This window comes from Paenibacillus sp. FSL R5-0701 (genome assembly GCF_037973995.1).
In the GTDB taxonomy this organism is placed as follows: Bacteria; Bacillota; Bacilli; order Paenibacillales; family Paenibacillaceae; genus Paenibacillus.
The window spans coordinates 4,202,667-4,224,925 of record NZ_CP150230.1; the positions used below are offsets into that span (position 1 = coordinate 4,202,667).

Below are 22,259 nucleotides of genomic sequence, written 5' to 3' on the forward strand. Positions count from 1 at the left end.
ACCGTTTCCACGATCTGTTGAATGAACATCCGCAATTTCAATAGCTGATATGCAACGTTGGTGACATCACAATGTTGATCCGATCACGTAAAAAGCTTTTTTCTCCATCTACAGTAATTTTCCAGCTATCATCATTAACGGAGCATAAAAAGGGGATGCCTTAAGTCATTAGCATGACTGAGGACACCCCTTATTAAGGTTTATTTTAATCTAATGAACCTGGCACACGCTATTCGCTCTGATTTGCACAGGTCTGTGGTGTAACGAATCACAGAGACGTTATTTCGTCGATTGGGTCGTTTTTTAGGTTCTGACACCCTGATATGATGAAATAACGTTACTGAGGTTTGTTTAAGTTTGCCTTTCACGTCGATCTACCTCTTAAGACGCGTCAGATTCGTTAGCGCTTTGAGTGAGGAGGAAACTCACTTCTGGAGCGGCCCCTTACTTGTGCATTAATAACTGTTCGACGTACTCAACGCAAGTTCGTTTATTTTAACTTCCGGGTTACTTACCACCTGTTGAATCATGGAAATAAAGTGTTTTTGAATCTGTTCTACGGTAGATGGGTCATACACATTGGCATTGTACATCAAAATGATCTTCATATTTTCATGGGGTTTGACAATCAAGGTAAAATCAAAACTATTATGTTCTGTACCCCCAACATTCATAATTTCAAGCGGTGTTTCACCTTTCTGACCCAGACTCTCCATTCGGTTCTCTACCGGGAAGTTCTGATACACAACAACATGATTAATCAGAGATTGTTTTTGCTTGGTCAGATTTTGAATATCGTATAACGAATACGTATCATACGCATGTGAATCCACAGCTTGTGCTTGATTCCTTTTCATTAAAGATATAAATGACTCATCGGCCTGAGCCTGGATACGAACAGGAATTGCATTAATAAATAATCCGATCATACTTTCGATCCCAGGAATGACAGGTGGTCTGCCCGATACCACACTTCCGAATACTACATCATTGCTTTCATTGTATTGCTGCAACAATACACCCCAAGCAGTCTGCACTAACGTATGGAGAGTTACACGCTGCTGTTCTGCAATCTGTTTCATTTGTTCGACCAGTACATCATCCAAATAACAGTTTAGCGTTCTGGAATCCTGTCTTTCATGCTTCGATTTGATTTTTTCTCCAGGCAATTTCGTTTGTCCTTCATAACCCTCTAGGTAATGACTCCAGTAGGTTATGGCACCTTGATGATCTTGCTGTTCCAGCCATTCAATGAATTGACTATAAGGTGTTAATAGAGTCACTTGAGGCTTTCTATTCTCCCGAATCGCAAAGTAATTCTCGAATATTTCCTTGCTTACCAGAGACATACACCAGCCATCCATCAAAATATGGTGAAAACTCCATATGACGCGGTATTCATCTTTCTTTGTTCGTAAAACAGACATACGTATTAGTGAATCTCGTTGTAAGTCAAATCCTCTTGCCTTGTCCTGCTCGATATACTCGTCAACATACGTTTTACGTTGCAGCTCACTTGTGCCAGCTACAACTTCATAGTTAAATTCAAATTTCTTCTCTTGATACACGATTTGAAGAGGGATATCCACGAAATCACTGTAAAAATTAGTTCTTAATATCGCATGCCTTTGCATTAATTGATCCAAACTTTGCGCAAAAGAGGTAGCATCCAAATCTCCACGCATGTCAAACATGATTTGTACAAAGTAAGCGCCCGAAATTGGATTCCGTTCACTTTCGTACAGCATTTCCTTCTGTAATGGTGTAAGTGGGTACACATTTTCGATTCGACCGATGTGCCCAGTTTGTTCCACGATTTGATCCAATTGATCAATGGTTAATGACTTGCATGAAATATCACTTGGCGTCAGCTCGGTTTGTTCCTTCGTTACACAATGTTCAACGACTCTATTAAGACCTTCCTTATAGAGACAAGCCAATTGCTCCATCGTTTCCCGGCGATATTGTTTTAAACTATAGTTGATGGACAGCGACAACCGCCCCTCTGTAACAATGCCATTGATATTCAGCACAAATGGTCTCTTGTTGTTTTCACTTACGGATGGCCCGCTGGAATAAGACGAGAATTTAATGCCATCCTGGCCCGAATCCTGATTCACCTGTCCCATATAGTTGAAACTAATTTCGGGGTTTTTCTCTAACTTGAATCCTTCATTTCCATGTGACAAATACCTCGAAATCCCGTAACCAATGCCCTTGGTTGGGATCTGGCGTAGTTCTTCCTTGACCGTCTTAATCTTCCTTGATAAGTCAGCCCCGGACTCCATCGTAATCATAACGGGGTACATGCTCGTAAACCATCCCACTGTACGCGTAATGTCCAGCTCTGGCAGGATGTCTTCTCTACCATGCCCTTCCAGATTCACGAGGATTTCTCCCATGCCTGTCCAATCGTGAACAGCCATTCCTAATGCCGTTAGCAATATATCATTAATTTCCGTATGGTACGCATGATGTGTTCGCTTTAATAATTGCTCGGTTTCCTCTGCTGTCCAATGAATGGTGATCGTTTCACTATCTTTGCCAATCGTCTCATCACAATCCATATCTTTAGGCAGCGGGCTTAGCTGGGCCTGCTCCACACGACTCCAGTATGGATTCTCTTGCTTCATCGCCGGGCTGTCTGCAAACGTAGACAATTGTTCTGCCCATTGTTTAAACGAGGTCGTTTTTTGAGGAAGCCGAATTTCTTCACCTCTCAAGAACTGGTCTTGCCCTGTCTGAATATCTTCATATAAAATACGCCATGATACCCCGTCTACCAACAAATGATGAATGGCAATAAGCAGGTGGTCCCCTTCAGCACATTGGAACAACCCAAGTTTGATCAAAGGTCCGTGAGACAGATCCATACCACTCTGAATTTCTTTTGCTTTATTTTCAATGAACGATGCAGGATCTGCTTCTGTTTTGAGGTCAACGATTTCAAGACTGTATAATCCATCTTCGTCTGCCCCTCGATTCCACGCTTCATATCCGCCTTCAGGCGCTTGTCGATAAAGGATGCGGAGAGCATCATGCTGATTCACGATCTTATCCATGATGATGTGAATGAAGCGGACATCAAACCCTTTTTCACGAAAGAACATCATTTCCTGATTGTAATGATGTGCGTCCACCATATTTTGATCAAAGAACCAGCGCTGAACAGGTGTCAGCATCACTTGTCCCTTAACTTCCCCTTGGTCAGAAATAGTGCTCACGGAAGTAACGTGTTCACTCAACTCTGCTACTGTCGGATAGGTGAAGAAATGCTTCATTTCCACTTTATACCCCGCTTGAAGCAGTCGTGAGGAAACTTGAATACATTTAATCGAATCGCCCCCGAGTTCAAAGAAATGATCTGATGTGCTAATCTTTTGAACACCAAGCACAGCTTCCCAGGAAGAGACGATCGCTTGTTCTACAGCGTTCTGCGGCGCCATATACTCGGTCCCTTTTTGCATATGTTCTTGTGGAGATGGTAATGCCTTACGGTCAACCTTCCCATTGGAAGTTAACGGTATATGCTCTAATTGAACAAAATAAGACGGGATCATATAATCCGGAATTTCATGAGATAATGCCATTCTGATTTTCTTCGCTGTCAGTGAGCTGTCGCCTTTCCAATACGCACACAACTGCTTCGAACCATCCTCATGCTCACGGGCAATAACGACCGCTTCCTGAATGGAGTCTATTTGCAAAAGCGCAGTTTCCACTTCGCCCAGCTCAATTCGGTAACCTCGAATTTTCACTTGATGATCGATTCGTCCCAAATATTCAATATTTCCATCCGGCAGCCATCTTGCGGCATCTCCTGTGCGATACATTTTCCCTTTTGTAATCCAGGGATGATCAACAAATTTCTCTGCGGTTAAATCAGGCCGGTTCAGATAACCTCTGGCAAGGCCCTCACCTGCTACAACTAATTCTCCCTGAACACCGATCGGTTGAATGCGTTGGTGTTTATCCAGAATATAGGTCTGCAACGTCGGGATTGGTTTTCCAATATTGCTCTTTCCAGCATGTATTTCAATGTCGGTTATTTCCTTATACGTTACATGAACCGTTGTTTCGGTTATCCCATACATATTAATTAACTGGGTAAATGGATATTTCAGCTTCCATTCCTTCAATAACACGGGATTGAGGGCTTCTCCGCCAAAAATCACTTTTCTTAATTTCAGATCTGCTGCATGACCCGCCAGTTCTTCCTGAAGAAGATGATAGAAATACGTTGGCGTTTGATTCAATATCGTCACTTGCTCGTTTTTTAACAATTGTAGAAATTGTTCCGGACTTTTTGCCGTCATTTGAGGTACGATAACCAGTTTTCCGCCATAGAGCAATGCTCCGTACATTTCCCATACCGAAAAATCAAAACAAAAGGAATGGAATAAGGTCCATGTATCTGATGCATTAAAATCAAACAAATTTTTACTGTTGAACAACAATCGCACCACATTTTTATGTTCAATACATGTCCCTTTTGGTTTACCTGTCGTTCCTGAGGTATAAATTACATATGCCAGGCCTGTTGGTGCAGCAGTCATTCCCAAATTGGAATGATCTTCATGATAGGACTCAGGTAGATCCAGGCAAACGACCTCTCCTCCAAAAGAGATGCGTTCTTGCAAATGACTTTGCATTAATAATACATGTACACCCGAATCCTCAAGCATGTAGTTTATACGATCCTCCGGATATTCAGGATCAATCGGCACGTATGCGCCACCCGCTTTCAAAATCGCCAGGATTCCTACAACCATGTCTAGCGAACGATCAGCGATGATCCCGATTAACTGATCATTTTGAATGCCTTTAGCCTTCAGCGTTCTTGCCAATTGGTTGGCTTTCTCGTTCAGCCCTTGATAGGTCAAAAGTTGAGCCTCAAATACAACCGCAACGTGTTCAGGAGTCCTTGCCGCCTGTTCCTCAAACAGTCCATGAATCGTCTTGTTCATTGGATATTCAGCCATGGAATCATTAAACTGTTCCAAAATTTGCGTTTTCTCCTGTGTTGTCGTCAAGTCAATGTCATGGATCGGAATATTCGGATTGTTGACCACTTGCTCCAACATCTGAATCAAGTGACCTTGAATGCGTTCTACGCTTGCCCGATCATAGACGTTAGCATTGTAATAGAACATACATTTCATGGATTGGCCTGGTTTAATAATCAGGTTAAAGTCATAGTTCGTTTGTTCATCTGCTTCTACATTCGTAATCCGAAGAGCTGTCTCCTCCTGATCCCCAAACTGTTCCATAATGCCCTGTACAGGATAATTCTCGAATATCAGGATATGGTCAATCAAATGTTGCTTTTGCGATGTTTCCGCTTGAATCTCGTATAACGGATACGTGTCATGTGGATGCGAAGCGACAGCATGTTCCTGATTCCGCTTCATAACCGCTGCAAATGTCTCGTTACCTTGAGTCTGAATGCGTACAGGAATGGTATTGATGAATAAACCAATGATTCGCTCAACTCCAACAATCGCCGCAGGTCTGCCCGACACCACGCTTCCGAATACAACATCCTCACTGCCGTTATATATCTGTAGCAACATTCCCCAGGCTGTCTGCATGAACGTATTCAGTGTCACCTGATTCTGACTGGCCACTTGTGCGATTTGTCCGGTTAATTCCTGACTGAGTGTACAAATTATATGCTCTGAATGATATTCATCACTCTTCGTAATTGAATGTTCTTTTGGCAAAGTGGTCTGCTCATCATAACCTTGCAAATAGTCACGCCAGTATTTCAGGGACTCTTCATGATCTTGGTTGTCCAGCCATTCAATATAGTGTTTGTATGGAATCGTACTCTTTGCCTCCGGTTTTCGTTGTTCCTGAATAGCAAAGTATCCATCAAACAACTCCTGGATTACAAGAGACAGGCACCAGCCATCCATCAAAATATGATGATAATTCCAAATGAAACGATAGGTTTGGTCATGCGTTTGCAAGATCGAAATACGCATTAACACATCCTGAGACAGGTCGAAACCTTTTATTTTATCTGCTCTTGTATATTCTGCCACGTATGCTTCACGATCTTTTTCATTCATCTCACGCAAATCTTCGTATATTAGCCCATTCCGTTTATGACGGTATACCACTTGCAGAGGTCCATTATTCCATTTGCTATGAAAATTTGTTCTGAGAATCGAATTACGCTGCATCAACTGATCCAGACTCTTCGTAAATGCTTCCACGTCTAACGGACCATGAAGATCCAGCGTAGTTTGAAGGAAATACGCTTCAGATTTTGAATGAAGCAAATGATGAAAGAACATTCCATTTTGCATCGGTGACAAAGCATATATATCTTCGATTTCACCAATGTGTTCCGATTCTTGAACAAATCCTTCTAATTCTTCAATGGTAATTCCTTTTAACGTTAGATCACTTGGTGTACATTCCGGCTTCTCTTTTGTCACACAATGCATCACGATTTCTTGCAGATGATCTCTAAAATATGTTGCCACTCGCTCTATCGTTTCTTTTTGATATTGTGTGCGACTATACCGAAGTGACAACGTCAATTTGCCTTCTACAATTAAGGCATTCATATCGATAAGAACATTTCTTCTGTGATTGTCGCTTGCTGTTGCTCCGCCTGGATAGGGAGAGATCTGCATCCCGCTATTCTGAAGATCCTGATCAAATTGACCCAAATAGTTAAAACTAATTTCAGGATTCAAGGTAAAGGGCGTTTCTTGCTGATGTGCACTTAAATATCGTAAAATTCCATAACCAATCCCTTTTTTAGGGATTTGACGAATCATTTCTTTGTTTGTTTTGATGAAAAGAGACATATTTGAACTTGCTTCCATATCAAGTACAACCGGATACTGGCTCGTAAACCATCCGATCGTTCGTGTAATATCGAGATCCGGTAAAATTTGTTCTCTTCCATGTCCCTCCAGATTGACCAGCACTTTATCCATGCCCGTCCATTGGTGAATAGACATGCCTAATGCATGGAGCAGCAAATCGCTAATCTCCGTTTTATACGCACGATTCGCTTGTTTTAATAATTGCTCCGTTTCTGCCGCTGACCATTCCATCGTGATTTCTTCACTGTCTTTTTCCAGTGCATGATCCGCTTCGAAATCTGTAGGTAACGGCTTATAGCTTGCTTGTTCAATTTCATTCCAATATGCAATTTCTTTCGTTACCGCATCACTGTTCGCATACAACTGAAGCTGTTCTGCCCATAATTGGAATGAAGCCGTTTTTTGCGGTAGTTGAATCGATTCTCCATCACTTAATTGTTTATATCCCCTTGATAGGTCTTCAATCAAAATTCGCCATGAAACCCCGTCGATGACGAGGTGATGAATAACGATGAGTAGATGATCTCCATCTGCACATTGAAACACGCCCAGCTTCAACAAAGGTCCACGATCCAAAGTGAACGTGCTTTGCATTTCATTTGCCTTCTTCTCGATTTCTTGAGACGGATCTGCTAATGACTTGAAGTCCATCACTTCAAGTGTATATAAGGATTCCCTTGCCAACCCTTCATTCCACGCTTCATAACCCTGTTCTGTAAGGCGATATACCGTACGAAGTGCATCATGATGCTCACTCAGTTTATCGAATACACCGCGAAGTGTGGCTTCGTGAAAACCTTCTTTCCGATACAACATCACGGACTGATTATAATGATGGGCGTCCACCTTGTATTGCTCAAAAAACCAATGCTGGATTGGAGTCAGCATCACTTTTCCAGTGATGATTCCCTGTTCTGACAGGGTACTTATGGGTTGAACATAGGGAATCAAGCTTGCTATGGTTGGATTTTTAAACAGATGATCCATCTGCACCTGGTAACCTGCTTGATATAACCTCGAAGAAACTTGAATGGATTTAATCGAATCTCCTCCAAGCTCGAAGAAATTATCCAAAATCCCAATGTTCTCTACCCCAAGTACCTCTTCCCAGATCGATACAAGTTGTTGTTCCACCATCGTTCGGGGTGCTTCGTACTCCATGCCCTTCAACATATGTTCTTTGGGAGCAGGCAAAGCTTTGCGATCGATTTTCCCGTTAGACGTGAGCGGCATCTGATCCAGCTGTACAAAATAGGACGGAATCATGTAGTTTGGTAGCTGCTGGGACAGCGTCTCCCGCAGTTCCCCGATCGTGATTGCATCCTCTCCTACCAGGTACGCACATAATTGTTTGGTTCCCGTTTCATCTTCTCTGGCTATGACGATGGCCTCTTTTATCTGGGTACTATTTAGAAGAGCCGTCTCCACTTCACCAAGTTCAATCCGGTGTCCACGAATTTTCTCTTGATGATCTACCCTTCCTATATACTCTATGTTCCCATCGGGCAGCCATCTTGCGAAGTCACCTGTCTTGTACATTTTTGCTCCCGAAACAAATGGATCATCCACGAATTTCTCCGCAGTCAGATCTGGACGGTTCAAGTAACCTCTGGATAGCCCTGCTCCGGCTACACATAATTCTCCCTGAACTCCAATAGGCTGTAATTCATTCCTTTCTCCTAAAATGTAGACTCTATTGTTCGCAATAGGCTTCCCGATTGAGATATTTTGATCTGCCGACTTGATCGACAGAACTGTGGATACAACACTATTTTCAGTTGGACCGTATTCATTACACACTTCGATGCGTGGATTGATGCGCTGCAATTTGTGTATTAAGGCAGGAACAATCTTCTCTCCCGCAGCCACCACATTTTTCATGGATGTCCAATCTTCCGCGCTTACTTGTTCCAACAGTGTCATCAAGAAACTTGGTGGACTTTGGATATGAGTGATTTGCTGTTTTTTGACCATCGTATTGATGGCTATAGCATCTTTACACTGTTGCTGGTTTAACAAATACACTGTCGAGCCAGATATCATCGGACCAAAGAAATGAGTAATAAATGAATCAAAAACGAAAGGATTCAGCATTAATACCCGATCATCTCCGGTAAAATGATAAAAATCCGATTTCCATTGCAGGGAATTCACAATGCTGGCATGTTCAATCATTACGCCTTTGGGATGACCTGTTGTTCCAGACGTGTAGATCATGTATGCCAAATCACTGGAGATCGCTCCATCTACCCAATTTAAATGATCATCATGGTGATTTATTTCAGAATCCAGAATGACACATGTCCCTGCATAATGTTCCGGCTTCTGTATATGACTTTGATGCAGCAACCAAGCCACTTTTGAATCCTCAAGGATATAGTGAATACGATCTGCCGGATATTCCGGATCGATTGGGACATATGCCCCGCCAGCTTTTAGAATACCGAATAAACCTATGATCATCTCAAGTGAGCGCTCTGCCATAATGCCAACGAACTGACCCGCCTGCACCCCCTTAGCTTGAAGCAATCGGGCCAATTGGTTGGATTTTTGATTTAACTCTCTGTACGTTAACTGTCTATTCTCAAATACGACTGCCGGATGGTCCGGTGTTCGTTCCACCTGTTCTTCAAATAATTGATGCATCGTTTTGTTCTGTGGATACCCAACCCTTGTATCGTTAAAGTCATATAACAGCTTGTTTCGATGAAACTCTGATAACATATCAACTTGACTTAACTCCAGATCAGGCTGGTTTAGAACTACGGAAAACAATTGGTCAAGATGCTCTACAATCTGAACCATATAATCGCGATCATAACGATCATCATCATAAACTAATCTTAATTGAATGGAGTCGTTCTCCAGATCAAAGTGGAACATCGTCGCCACTTTTACGTTATTTTCATCAAGGGCAGGATGAATTTCATTCAACGAAACCAAGGTATGAATCAGAGGTACATGGTTCGAATCATACTGAACATTTAAACGTTCAACCATTTTTCTGAAAGGGATTCGTTGATGCTGAATGGCTTCGGTTAAACTGGTCTTCACTTGATTAAATAAGGATTTGAATGGCATCGCATGATTGATATTATTTTTTAAGACAAGTACCTTATTCGAGAGCGATAGATCATTGTTCTTTTCTTCCATCGTTGGTATACCAATAATCATCTTGGTTTCATTCGTGTATTTATATAACAGACACTGAACTCCCGTTAATAAGATCGTATATATCGCCATAGGAGCATTTCGCGACATGGACTTGATTTTATATGAAACATCGGCTGACAAAGACTTATATATATCATTCTGGTGCTGCGTATCGTCTGGGTGTTTGGAGGTTGTCTTGCAATAAGGCAAATGAACAAGATGATCATCATCTTCAAATCGGCTTGCCCAATACGATTCCTGTTTCTTAAAAATAGACATACGGCACCCCGATCACTTTATATTTTTAGGTTAGCTTAGAAGAAATCTACTTCAATTAGATCAGCCAGTGTGTCCCCATCTATTAATTCTTCAATCAATTGAATCTTCTTGATTTCAATATGAGGGTCGTTGGCAATGGTTGTTAATATGACCAATAGATTTTGTGACATCGCTTCAATCGTTGTTTTCTCAAATAAAATCGTACTGTATTCAAAGGCCACTTCTAACTTGTGTTGCAATTCGGTAACATACAGCGTTAAATCGAATTTGGATACTCTCGTATTTGGAGCATAAGGCTTGCAGGTTACTCCATCCATCTGAATCTCTGAAGCATCTGTATTCTGCAATACAAACATGGTGTCAAACAACGGATTCCGCCGAGCATCTTTGGTTATATTTACTTTCTCAATCAATTCTTCAAACGGATAATCCTGATTCTCATAAGCGTTCAACATATTTTCTTTCACTTCCAGCAGATACTCCGTGAATGTTTTATCCGCGGCAGGATAATTTCGAATAGCCAGTGTATTCACAAACATCCCCATGACCGGCTCCAGCTCAGCATGTGTCCTGCCTGCAATCGGCGTGCCTACAATGATATCTTCTTGCCCGCTGTATTCAGATAATAGAATCGTATAGGCGGCTAATAGAATCATATATAACGTTGTTCCTGTCCGTGCTTCCATGTTCCTTAAGCCTGGAAGGATGTCTTCCTGCAAAACAATGTCCAATACATCTCCCGCATAGCTTAGCGTTTCAGGTCTTTCGTAGTCTGTTGGCAGATCCAATAGCGGGATACTCTCACCAAACACAGTAAGCCAATACTTCTCCTGCTTTTTCATCCGCTCACTATGAAGCTGCATTTGCTGCCATTCAGCATAGTCCTTATACTGAATTCGAAGAGGAGATAGCTCCTCTCCCTTATAGAACTGGCTAAGTTCAGTCATCAGAAGATGCACGGATAGTCCGTCTGCAATGATATGGTGGAGATCTACCAGCAATACATGACGCTCCTGCTGAAGTTCAATAAGTCCCACCCTCATAAGAGGTGCTTGCCCGAGATCAAATGTGTGAACAAACTGTTCAATTCGATCTTCGATCTCTTCTTCCGTTGAATCGATCAATTCAATTCCAAAGTTCACTTTAGGGTATACGATCTGTTTCGGTTCTCCGTGTATGACTTTGAATCCAGTCCGAAGCGATTCATGACGATGAATCAATTGTTGGAATGCTTCTTCCAATCTGATCCGATCGAGCGATCCTTCCAACATAAACATACCTGACATGTTGTACATGAGTTCCTTGCCAGCTTTGATGCTCATAATGAACATTCTCATTTGCGCCGAAGAAATAGGATAATATTCTTTTTCCTCCACTTGAGGAATGGACACTGATACTTCCTGTTCCATTTGTTCAATAGATTGAGCCATCTGTTCAATGGTCTGCCATTCAAAAACGTTTCTTACCGATATGTGGATATTCAGCTTTTGATTGATTTTGGCGGCCAGCTTGGTCGCACGTAAAGAGTTGCCTCCTACATCAAAAAAACTGTCTTTTACACTGATTTTTTTCACGGCAAGCACATCTTGCCAAATAGGCAGCAACTGTTTTTCCACCCCAGTTTGGGGTTCTATATATTCACTTCCCGTTTGTATGTTTTCTTCTGGACTCGGAAGCGATTTGCGATCGATTTTCCCGTTCGATGTCAGAGGCATGTGATCCAATTGTATAAAGTAGGCTGGAACCATGTAATTCGGCAACACCTTAGAGAGGTTTTGTTTTAACTCTCCCACCGTCAGCGTGGAATCCGCTGTAAAGTATGCACATAACGATTTGTCCCCGTGGTCATCCTTATGTGCAATGACGATAACTTCTTTCACACACTCTAGATCTAACAGTGCTGCTTCGACTTCTCCTACTTCGATCCGGTATCCGCGAATTTTAATCTGGTGATCCATTCTTCCCAAATACTCGATATGGCCATCGGGAAGCCATTTCACCAAATCTCCCGTTTTGTACATTGTCGCTCCCTGGACATACGGATCACTTACAAATTTTTCTGCTGTCAGCTCAGGTAAATTCAAGTATCCCCTACCAACCCCATCGCCAGAGATACATAATTCCCCTACGACGCCTACAGGCTGAACTTTGCCATGTTTGTTCAATACATACAGGCGATTATTTCCTAATGTTCGACCAATCGGTAGGTGAGCTCGTTGATTCGCTGTATCCAGGTGTTCTGGAAGTACACGGTATGTCGCAACATCCACACAACATTCTGTTGGACCGTACACATTAACTATGGCTGGCGGCGTGATCTGATTGAGAGCAAATAATGATGTGATTTCATTTACACTTTGCTGAGAAAGAGCTTCACCGCCAATGAGCATATATTTTAGCGATATGCCTTGAACGTTTTTTGCCTTCGATAGTAATTTCAGGTGTGCAGGCGTACCGTCTGTCAAATCAATGTGGTGATGCTGATAATAATTCATTAAATCTTGTCCATCCACTACCGTTTCCTTGTCCACAATAAACAAGGCATGTCCTGAAAGCAGTGCGCCAAAAATCTGCTTCACAGATGCATCGAAATAGTAAGGTGCAAGTAGAGCAACATGTAAACCGCTACGCTGATCATCTATAACCTGGCTATACAACGATTTAACCAAGTGATGAACCTGCCGATGTTCGATCATCACACCTTTTGGCATGCCTGTTGTACCTGAAGTATAGATCACATAAGCCAACTGCTCGGAATTCCCTGCGGGTTCCAGATTCGACAGATTAGCTGCATAGGTTTCTTCATCGTTCAAATCCATGATTTGGCCATTGAATGATATCAACTGCTTGAGATGGGTTTGCGTGACTAATAGTGTTGCCCCCGAATCATGCAGGATGTACCGGATACGCTCTTCAGGAGAATCCGGATCAATCGGTACATACGCCCCACCTGCTTTTAGAATGCCAAAGATGCCAACGATCATATCAATCGAACGATCTGTCAGAATACCTACAAATTGATCCTGCTGCACTCCCTCAGCTCTAAGCGTATATGCCAACTGATTCGCCCGTTCATTCAATTGACGATACGTCCATTGCTCATCTCCAAAAGCCACGGCTAATTGATCGGGTGTACGTTCCACCTGTGCTTCGAATAACTCCTGGATGGTCTGATCCCGGGAATATTCTATGTTGGTATCATTAAAGTCATATAAAAGAACGTTCTGCTCATGTTCAGACAGCATTTGAATATCGGACAAGGCTATATCAGGTTCGATCACAATGTCTCTGAGGATGTTGAACAGATGTGTTTTCATCCTGTCGATGGTATCCCGTTCAAACAGCTCCGTCTTGTAATTAAAGTGCATTTCCAGACACTCGTTATCATCCTCAACGATGAACATCAGATCATACAACGATACACCGACATTTAATTCTCTAACTTTAAAGCTGCAATCCTGTTCTTGCCGTTGATTTAACGCGGTATTTAAAAAGATATACATTGTATTAAAAAGTGCTGTCCCGGTGGTATCCCGATGTGTGTTTAATTTCTCTACAAGATTGTCAAAAAGATAGTCCTGGTTATCCAATGCATCCAGGGATTGTTTTTTTATTTCCTCGAGATAGGATCGAAATGACTTATTCCCCACCGGCTGTGATCGAATCGCTACCGTCTGGATAAAGACTCCTATCATATTCTCGACATCCGGATGGTTTCTTCCTGATGTTGGCGTGCCTACAATCATATCTTCTTGATCCGTATATTGATGAAGCAGCACATTATACGCTGCCAATAACACCATAAACATCGTAGTTCCCGTTTGTTTCGCAAGCTTCTCCAGCGACTGCTTCAAGTGCGCGTCCAACACAAATGACAATCTTGAACCTGCCGAAGTCAAATGAGGTGTCCGAACAAAATCAGTAGGCAGATTAAGGTTCGGGAGTTCTCCTTTGAATTGATCCAGCCAATATTTTTCTTGCTGCTTATAAAACTCTCCCGCCAGAAATTCTTTCTGCCAAGCTGCAAAGTCTTTGTACTCAACCTCAATTTCTGACATGCTTCTTCCGTCATACGCATCAATCAGTTCATTCGCAAGAATGCCAACGGAATATCCGTCCGATATAATATGATGCATCTCAATGAGGATCTCTGCATGATCATCGCCTATACGAATGAATTCGGCACGTATTAACGGCGCTTTGGAGCAATCAAATGGTTTGGCAAACGTCTTAACATGTTGTTCGAATGAATCAGGGCTTTTCTGAGTTCGTTTCACTTCAAAATCAATCGTTGGGGCGATACTTTGGTACAGCTCTCCATCTATGAGTTGGAAACTGGTGCGAAAAGCTTCGTGACGGTGCACGATTTGTTCCAATGACGAAATCAATTTAGCTTCATCGATATATCCTGTGACCGTGATATGACCGCACATGTTCTGAAACACACTATTCGGCTCAAATTGATCCAGAAAGTAGATCCGTTGTTGTGCAGATGACGTCTCATAAAATTCCTTGACGTCCAATGCCTTAATCGGAATGAATGTTTCCTCGTTCTCGCCTGTAATCAGACTGGCAAGCTGCTTCATACGTTGGTTTTGGAAGAACTGAACGATTGAAATTTTATGGTTAAGCTGCTCATGTACCTTGGAAAGCATGACTGTCGCCTTGAGCGAGTTTCCTCCGAGATCAAAGAAGTGATCATTTCTCCCCACTTGATCGAGGGATAATACGTCCTCCCAGATCAAGGCCAGCTTTTTCTCCACGTCATTGACTGGAGACTCGAATATGGCTGCATGATTAACGTGAGGAAGACGCTCCGTAACATACCGATTGTACATCTCTTGTAATTGATCCTGTTGCTCGGATGAGAACAACGTCAAAGACGAGATTTCAGCCTCTGGATGACTCACCATATGTTGCAGCAAACCTTTAAATCCTTCAGACCACAGTTTCATCATCTCAGGTCCAATGAGATCGGTATTGTAATCAAAATCCAGGTACAATTCATGGCTAACATCCGTAATATTAAGAAACAAATCGTAAGAAATATGTTTGATCGGATACGACATGAATTCAGTCTTGATATTTTCAAATTGAAGATGATGAATCGTTCTGTCCATATTGAATAAAATCCGGGTATCCGGTGCAGTCATATGAGCAAGCTGTTCGGATACGAGGGTCAATGGAACATGCTGATGCTTCATGACAAGAGCCAGCGTTTCCTTGAGCTGAAGAACATGCTCTACAACGGACTGCTTCGTTAACAAAGCATGATGAACAGGTACAATGTTGACACAGTTGCCAATCAGCGCATTTTTTCGCATGTGAGACTGACCCGCTGTAGGCACGCCGATGACAAGGTGACACTGCCCTGTTAGTTGATGCAAATATAAATGAAACGCTGCAAACATCGTTACAAACAAACTGCTCTTATTATTGATGCTTAACGTTCGCAAAGACTCTGTTAATTGATGATCCAGCTTGATGGAATATCTTTCACCGTCATATCCCTTGGGCACATCATCGGACGGTGCCGTTGGAAGTGTAATGTTGGGATAGGATAAGGAAAATTGTTCTTTCCAGAACTGGACTCCTTCGGTAAATGACCCTTTTTCATGTTCAAGTCGTTGCCAGCTTAAATACTCACGGAATGGAGTGGCTTCAGGTAATTGAACCGGAACTCCTCGGACCAGAGCAGAATAGGTATGTTCCAACTCTTGAATGAATACAGCAATCGACCAGCCATCTACAACAATATGATGAAATGTCAGCACCATAAGGTATTGATCAGTTGCCTTTTTAAGCAAGGTGATTCTAAATAGAGGTTCCCCAGACTGTAAATTGAAGGCTTCATTTGCATCGGCAGATAACCAATTGGAAATTTCCCGTTCTTGATCCTCACCCGCATATGCCGAGAAATCCAACCATGTACATTGAAATTCCATTACGGATCTGATTTGTTGTGTTTCACGATCGGCATGAATGACTGTTCTCAGGGCTTCATGACGCTGTGCGATTTGATTCACGGCCTGATCTAGTGCAGAAAGCTTTATGTCGCCTGTCATTTTTAAAATAACACTCTGGTTTAATGCAGCATTCGCATCTTTCCCATGTAATGAAGTTAACAATAATTGTTTTTGCTCTAAAGAGAGCGGATATTCCGACATGGGCGATTCACCAGGGATAAAACCCCACTCGCGAAGTTCATGGATCGTCTCTTTCACAATTCTGATTATCGTATCCATGTCACCTATGGAATGCACCGTTGATATAAAACAGTTACGACCTTCCCAAATATATAAACCTTTATAAATTAAATGGTAGAAGAATAATTCCATATCTCCAAATGATATAAATCGAAATAAAGATCCATAGTTCACCATTTGCATCGGTACATTCGCTGTTTTGAAAAACGTATTTAATTCTTTAACAAGATAATCTGTTTTTTCATTTAGTTCCTTATATAAAGTTCCTGTTTCGGATTGAAGATACTGCAGTACCGTTAACATCACTCTCATCGTAAGAGGGTGTGTACAGAAGGTTCCACCGACAAACGTTTTCTTATCTGCATCGGAAGGGTAAGAATCATCACCAAAGTTCCAGGTTCCACCATCTACCGGATTCATAAATTCAGCTTTACCCGCGACTATGCCAATAGGCAGCCCGCCACCGACCACTTTTCCATACGTAACCAAATCTGCTTGAACCCCAAACCAATCCTGTGCTCCACCCAGACCAATTCTAAATCCAGTGATGACTTCATCGAAAATAAGTGCAGTCCCAGTTTGATTTGTTATTTCTCTAAGTTTCCGTAAGAATTGTGTTGGCTGTACATCAGGTCTTCGACTTTGCACCGGCTCTACAAGCACAGCAGCCAATTCATCACCCAGGTTCTGAATCATATCCAGGGATTGCGGATGGTTATAATTAAGAATAATCAAATCTTCCATAGCGCTATTTACAATACCAGGAGCCATAGGCAGTGCAGACGATAAAGCATCCCCAGGATTCGCTACACCCAACACGCCGTCATGTGTACCATGATACGATCCGGAAAATAATACAACTTTCGAACGCCCCGTTGCCGCCCGCGCTAAACGAAGTGCAACCATGACAGCTTCTGTTCCTGAATTATAAAATGCGACACGTTCTACACCTGTTAGCTCGGAAATTTTAGCTGCAACATCTCCTGCCAAGTCTGACATAGGGCCCAATGGAGGCAATTGTTCCTTGAGGCTGTCTGCTATTACATTTTGAATAAACGCTGGATTATGGCCAAATAGATTTACACCAAATCCCATCGTCAGATCCAAATACTCGTTCCCATCCAGATCCCATAACTTAGCTCCCTCTGCACGCGTTGAAATAACGGGATATACCATTTCCTTCCAATACGAACGAAATCCGGACACATTGCGATTATTCGCATGAACCAAACGTGTTTGGCCTGTTTTTAATTTGGAGCCTTTGGTTCTTGCGGTATACTTGGCTATAAATTGTTCAACATACTGGTTCTGAAGCGGTGATAATCCGCTCTCTTCATGAATCTTCAACGATTGATACGGTATAAAAGGTTTTTTTTCTTCCTTCGATTCCGAATAGGGTTGGATCTCTTGGGTTGGTTTGGTTTCATGATGTTTCATCTCCAAAAGAGGCGATTGAACAGTATTCATTTGCTCGCCTAACAGCACATTCAAACTTTTTAATTGGGACTCCATAAGCTGAATTGCAGACATCACAATTTGTTCCGACACATTCCCTGAGGATTTTGCCGTGTTTATATTGTTCACAGATGCCAGATTTTGTTGTTCAGCATGCTCCTGAACTGTTTGATTATTTATATTTTCAGATACATCATGATGCTTTATATTCTCTGACACATATTTAACTAAGGAATTAATATTAGTAAGGGTTTCAAAAAACATTTCCATCGGGATATCCAAACGGAACAGCTCTGAGATCTCCTTCTGAATTTGCACAAGAATGATGGAATCCAATCCCATCTGGAGAAAATGAGCTTGATGATCCAGCTCTTCCAACTTCAAACCAGATGCACGACTGATGCTTGTTTTAATCTTTAATTCAATATCGTTTGTATTCATCTCTATTTGAACCTCATTCCTCTCTGAACTATGTCCCGCTGGTATCGTATGTTTGACTTCAATCCAACACCGCTTCTGCTCAAATGGATATAGAGGCAATGGAATTTTCCGAATGACTTCATGATTATAAAATCTTTCCCAATCCATCACTGCCCCCAGTGTATATAACTGACCGAGTTCATTTAAAGATTCTGCCTTTCCCTGAACATAGAGATGATCGGTATCCAGCGTCTTGTCCTTCTTGGCGTAACCAAAATAGACATTGGGCAGCTTGTCCTTTCCCATTGCAATGTGATGCAATTTTTCATGTAATTCTTGTGTACTCGTTATTACAATGGCAAGTCGATAATCCAGATTAGCCCTTCCCGTACTGGCTGTATAACAGATTTGTTGAATGGAAACATCCGTGTGATCGGTTAGATATTCATGGTACGTTCTGACCAATTCATCCAGCGCCCGTTCCGTAGCAGCAGACAGAACAAATAGATGAGGTTCATGGGACACCCTTTTATCTACTGTTTTGGCAGGAACATATTCTTCGAGAACCACATGCGCATTGGTACCACTGAAACCAAAAGAACTAACCCCGCATCGTAAGGGACTCTCTTTTTCACCAAAAGTCATTAATTCCTGATTCACATAAAAAGGTGAAGCTTCAAACTTAAGCAGGGGATTAGGCTTGTCAAAGTGAACCAACGGTGGGATCTTTCTATGTTGAAACATAAGAATAGATTTAATTAATCCAGCGATCCCCGCCGCTTCAAAGCCATGTCCAATGTTAGCTTTGGCAGATCCGATTGCACAAAATTGTTTCCGATCCGTATATTTCTCAAAAGCTTTACGCAAAGCATTGAACTCAACCGGATCACCTAATTTGGTCCCTGTTCCATGTGCTTCAATAAAGTTAAGCGTATCAGGAGAAATGCCGGCTTCTTTCCATGCCTGTTCGATCACATTGGTCTGTGACTCCGGGCTAGGTGCTGTAATTCCTACCGTCTTGCCATCCTGATTAATCGCACTTCCCTTAATCACACCATAGATATGATCCCCGTCCTTAATCGCTTGCTGCATTGGCTTCAACATGACCGACCCAACACCTTCGCCAAATCCCGTGCCGTTGGCATCTTCGCTAAATGTTCTCGTGAATGCATCTGGAGATTCCATATCCAGTCCGATACTTATCGGTAATAATGCCGTTCGAATGCCTCCTGCGATTGCCATTTCACAGTCTCCAGCGAGCAATCCTTTACATGCCATGTGAACAGCAACAAGTGAGGAGGAACAAGCGGTATCAATTGTTAAGGCCGGGCCTTTTAAATTCAGGAAATATGCAATTCTGCTCGCCAGTACAGATGGTAAATTTCCAATGATATAATTTTTGAGTTCTGCGGGGTAACTCGCCGTCACGAGCCGTTCGTAATCATACCCAACTTTGGAATACCCCACGTACACGCCCACATTTCTTCCATTGATTCCTTCCCCTGCATACCCAGCATCTTCAATCGTATGCCATGCCGTTTGCAAAAACATCCTTTGATTCGGGTCCATAAATTGTGCAGTTTTTGGGGTTATGCCAAAGAAAGAATAGTCGAATTGATCAATCTGATCCAAGTAACCACCTTTGATCCATTGAACTTCGCTCAATTCACTTCGCATGGATTGTATATAATCCGCAGCGTCTTTCATCCGACTTTCAGGGTAGTCCCGAATGTTATGCGTTCCATTTTCCAAAACACGCCAAAAATCGCTTGCATTTGATGCACCAGGGAGATTCAAAGACATACCGATAATAGCAATATCTTTGGATGGCGTATGATCCTCTTGAGTTTTGTTGACTTGCATGGTCTCGCTGTAACCTCTAGCCAGATATGCTGCCAATTCAGTTATTGAGGGATAGGTAAAGAGATCCGTAACAACAAGCTCTTCTCCGTATTTTTGTTCTATACGTTCAGCAATTTGGGCCAGCTGTAATGAAGTTGCACCCATGTCAAAATAGCTATCCTCAAGTTCAACCTTTTTCCCAACCAGCACTTCAGAAAATAGTGAAGTTAATTCACGTTCTATGACTCGAACCGAAACAGCAACCTCTTCTTTTGCCTTGTCATTGTCATTCTTGATCCAGTCATGGATGAATGCAGATTCTGTTGAGAATTTGCCTGCTTCATACTGCTTGGCTAACTGATACCGCTGGATTTTCCCACTTGTTGTTTTGGGTAATTTTTTGATGGGCAGTACCTCTTTGACACTCCATCCCCCATGTTTATATAGGTGTTTTTTGATTTCTTTAACAAGCGGCAGGAAGTGTTCGATCTTTTTTTTGTACACAACAAACACAATAATTTCTTCACTTTGACTATTCGAATTATACACACCACAAGCAGCAACTCTTCCAAGTTCAATATCATCTAATTGGATGGCGACACGTTCGATGTCATGGGGATATACATTTTTACCATTGATAAATATAATGTCTTTTTCCCGCCCTGTTACAACCAGTTTTCCGTTCATGATGAAACCCAGATCTCCTGTATTCACCCATCCGTCGTGCTTCAATAACTTCTCCGTTGCTAGTGAATTGTTATAATAACCTTGGGTGACGTTATCCCCCTTGATTTGAATTTTTCCAATAACCAAATCGGGAACACTGTTCATTTCCTCATCGCAAATTCTAACATGGCAATAATCAATTGCTTCGCCAACGGCAACAAATGATGCCACATGTTCAGCATGTTTTTCGACTTCGATGACACGCTCCCCTAAGTTCAGATGATCCCGGTGAACGTACACCGCAGTAAACTCTTCTTCTACCTTGGGAAAGGAGACGGCAACAGAGGCCTCTGCTAATCCATATACGGTAAACATGGCTGTTTTCTTTAAGTGATATGCTGACAATACATTTAGGAATTCATCACACACTTCGGGTAATATAGGTTCCGCCCCATTATAGATAACTCGGACAGATGACAGATCCCATCCCTCCGCTTTGTCTTCGCGAAAGAAATTCAGAAAGTATTTATAACCAAAGTTAGGGGAAGACAGTATGGTTGCTTTGTGTTCATTTACTTTTTTCATCCATAGAATCGGTTTGCGAATAAATAGTTCCGTTGGGAGCAAATATTGATGAATTCCTGCCACGAGGGGTACGAGATGAAATCCAATCAAACCCATATCATGGGTAAGGGGCATCCAGGAGAGAAAACTATCGTTTGAACTAATTTGTGTGCCATTAATAGCAGCACAAGTATTATAAATCAGGTTTCGATGGGTGAGCATCACGCCTTTGGGATCACCGGTTGATCCAGAAGAGAATTGAATAAATGCCAAGTCATCAGACTGAGGTTCAACTATATTATTAATAGATTCATAATTGTATATGGTGTCTTGGATCAGATCTGTTCTGACTTCTAATTGATGATGGAAATCAAGCATGTCATGTTCCAAAACAAATCTCTTCATTTTATCCAGCACCTTCTCAGATGCAATCATGAAAGGGTTATTTAGCAAATTCCAAATACGGCATACTTTCAAGTTTTGTTCTTCATCTTCACCAATACTTACAGGGATAGGGATCATTCCACCGAGTATACAAGCCCAGAATGCGACTAAAAACCGTTTGTTTTCTTGGATCTGAAAAATAATTTCTTGTTTAGGTTTAATTCTGATGGCTTGTAGATAACCTAAATACCCTTGTGCCTCAGTAAATAATTGATGATAAGATATAAAAGTTTCTCGTTTGTCCGCATCGATAAAACGAATACCGCGGTCCGTTATTTTACCTCTGTCACGGATAACATCCACTAGTGTTTGAAACTGATTAGTATACATATCTCTCCTCCAAATGAATCATCTCTAACATGCTTATCTAATTATTTACACATAT

2 protein-coding genes are annotated in these 22,259 nt (G+C 41.9%); both read right to left on the reverse strand.

From position 1 onward, the window contains the following. Positions 1-455: 455 nt before the first annotated feature. The gene (locus MKZ13_RS18505) at positions 456-10,277 is read right to left on the reverse strand and encodes an amino acid adenylation domain-containing protein (RefSeq protein WP_339177226.1); all 9,822 of its coding nucleotides are present in this window, start codon (positions 10,275-10,277) and stop codon (positions 456-458) included. A 35-nt stretch (positions 10,278-10,312) separates the two neighbouring features. Then, on the reverse strand, positions 10,313-22,204 hold the full coding sequence (locus MKZ13_RS18510; RefSeq protein ID WP_339177228.1) for an amino acid adenylation domain-containing protein: 11,892 nt from the start codon (positions 22,202-22,204) through the stop codon (positions 10,313-10,315). Between the last annotated feature and the right edge of the window lie 55 nt (positions 22,205-22,259).

Coding starts and splice junctions, on each gene's coding strand:
- MKZ13_RS18510 (WP_339177228.1), bottom strand. CDS start 22,204: ATGTATACTAATCAGTTTCAAACACTAGTGGATGTTATCCGTGACAGA.
- MKZ13_RS18505 (WP_339177226.1), bottom strand. CDS start 10,277: ATGTCTATTTTTAAGAAACAGGAATCGTATTGGGCAAGCCGATTTGAA.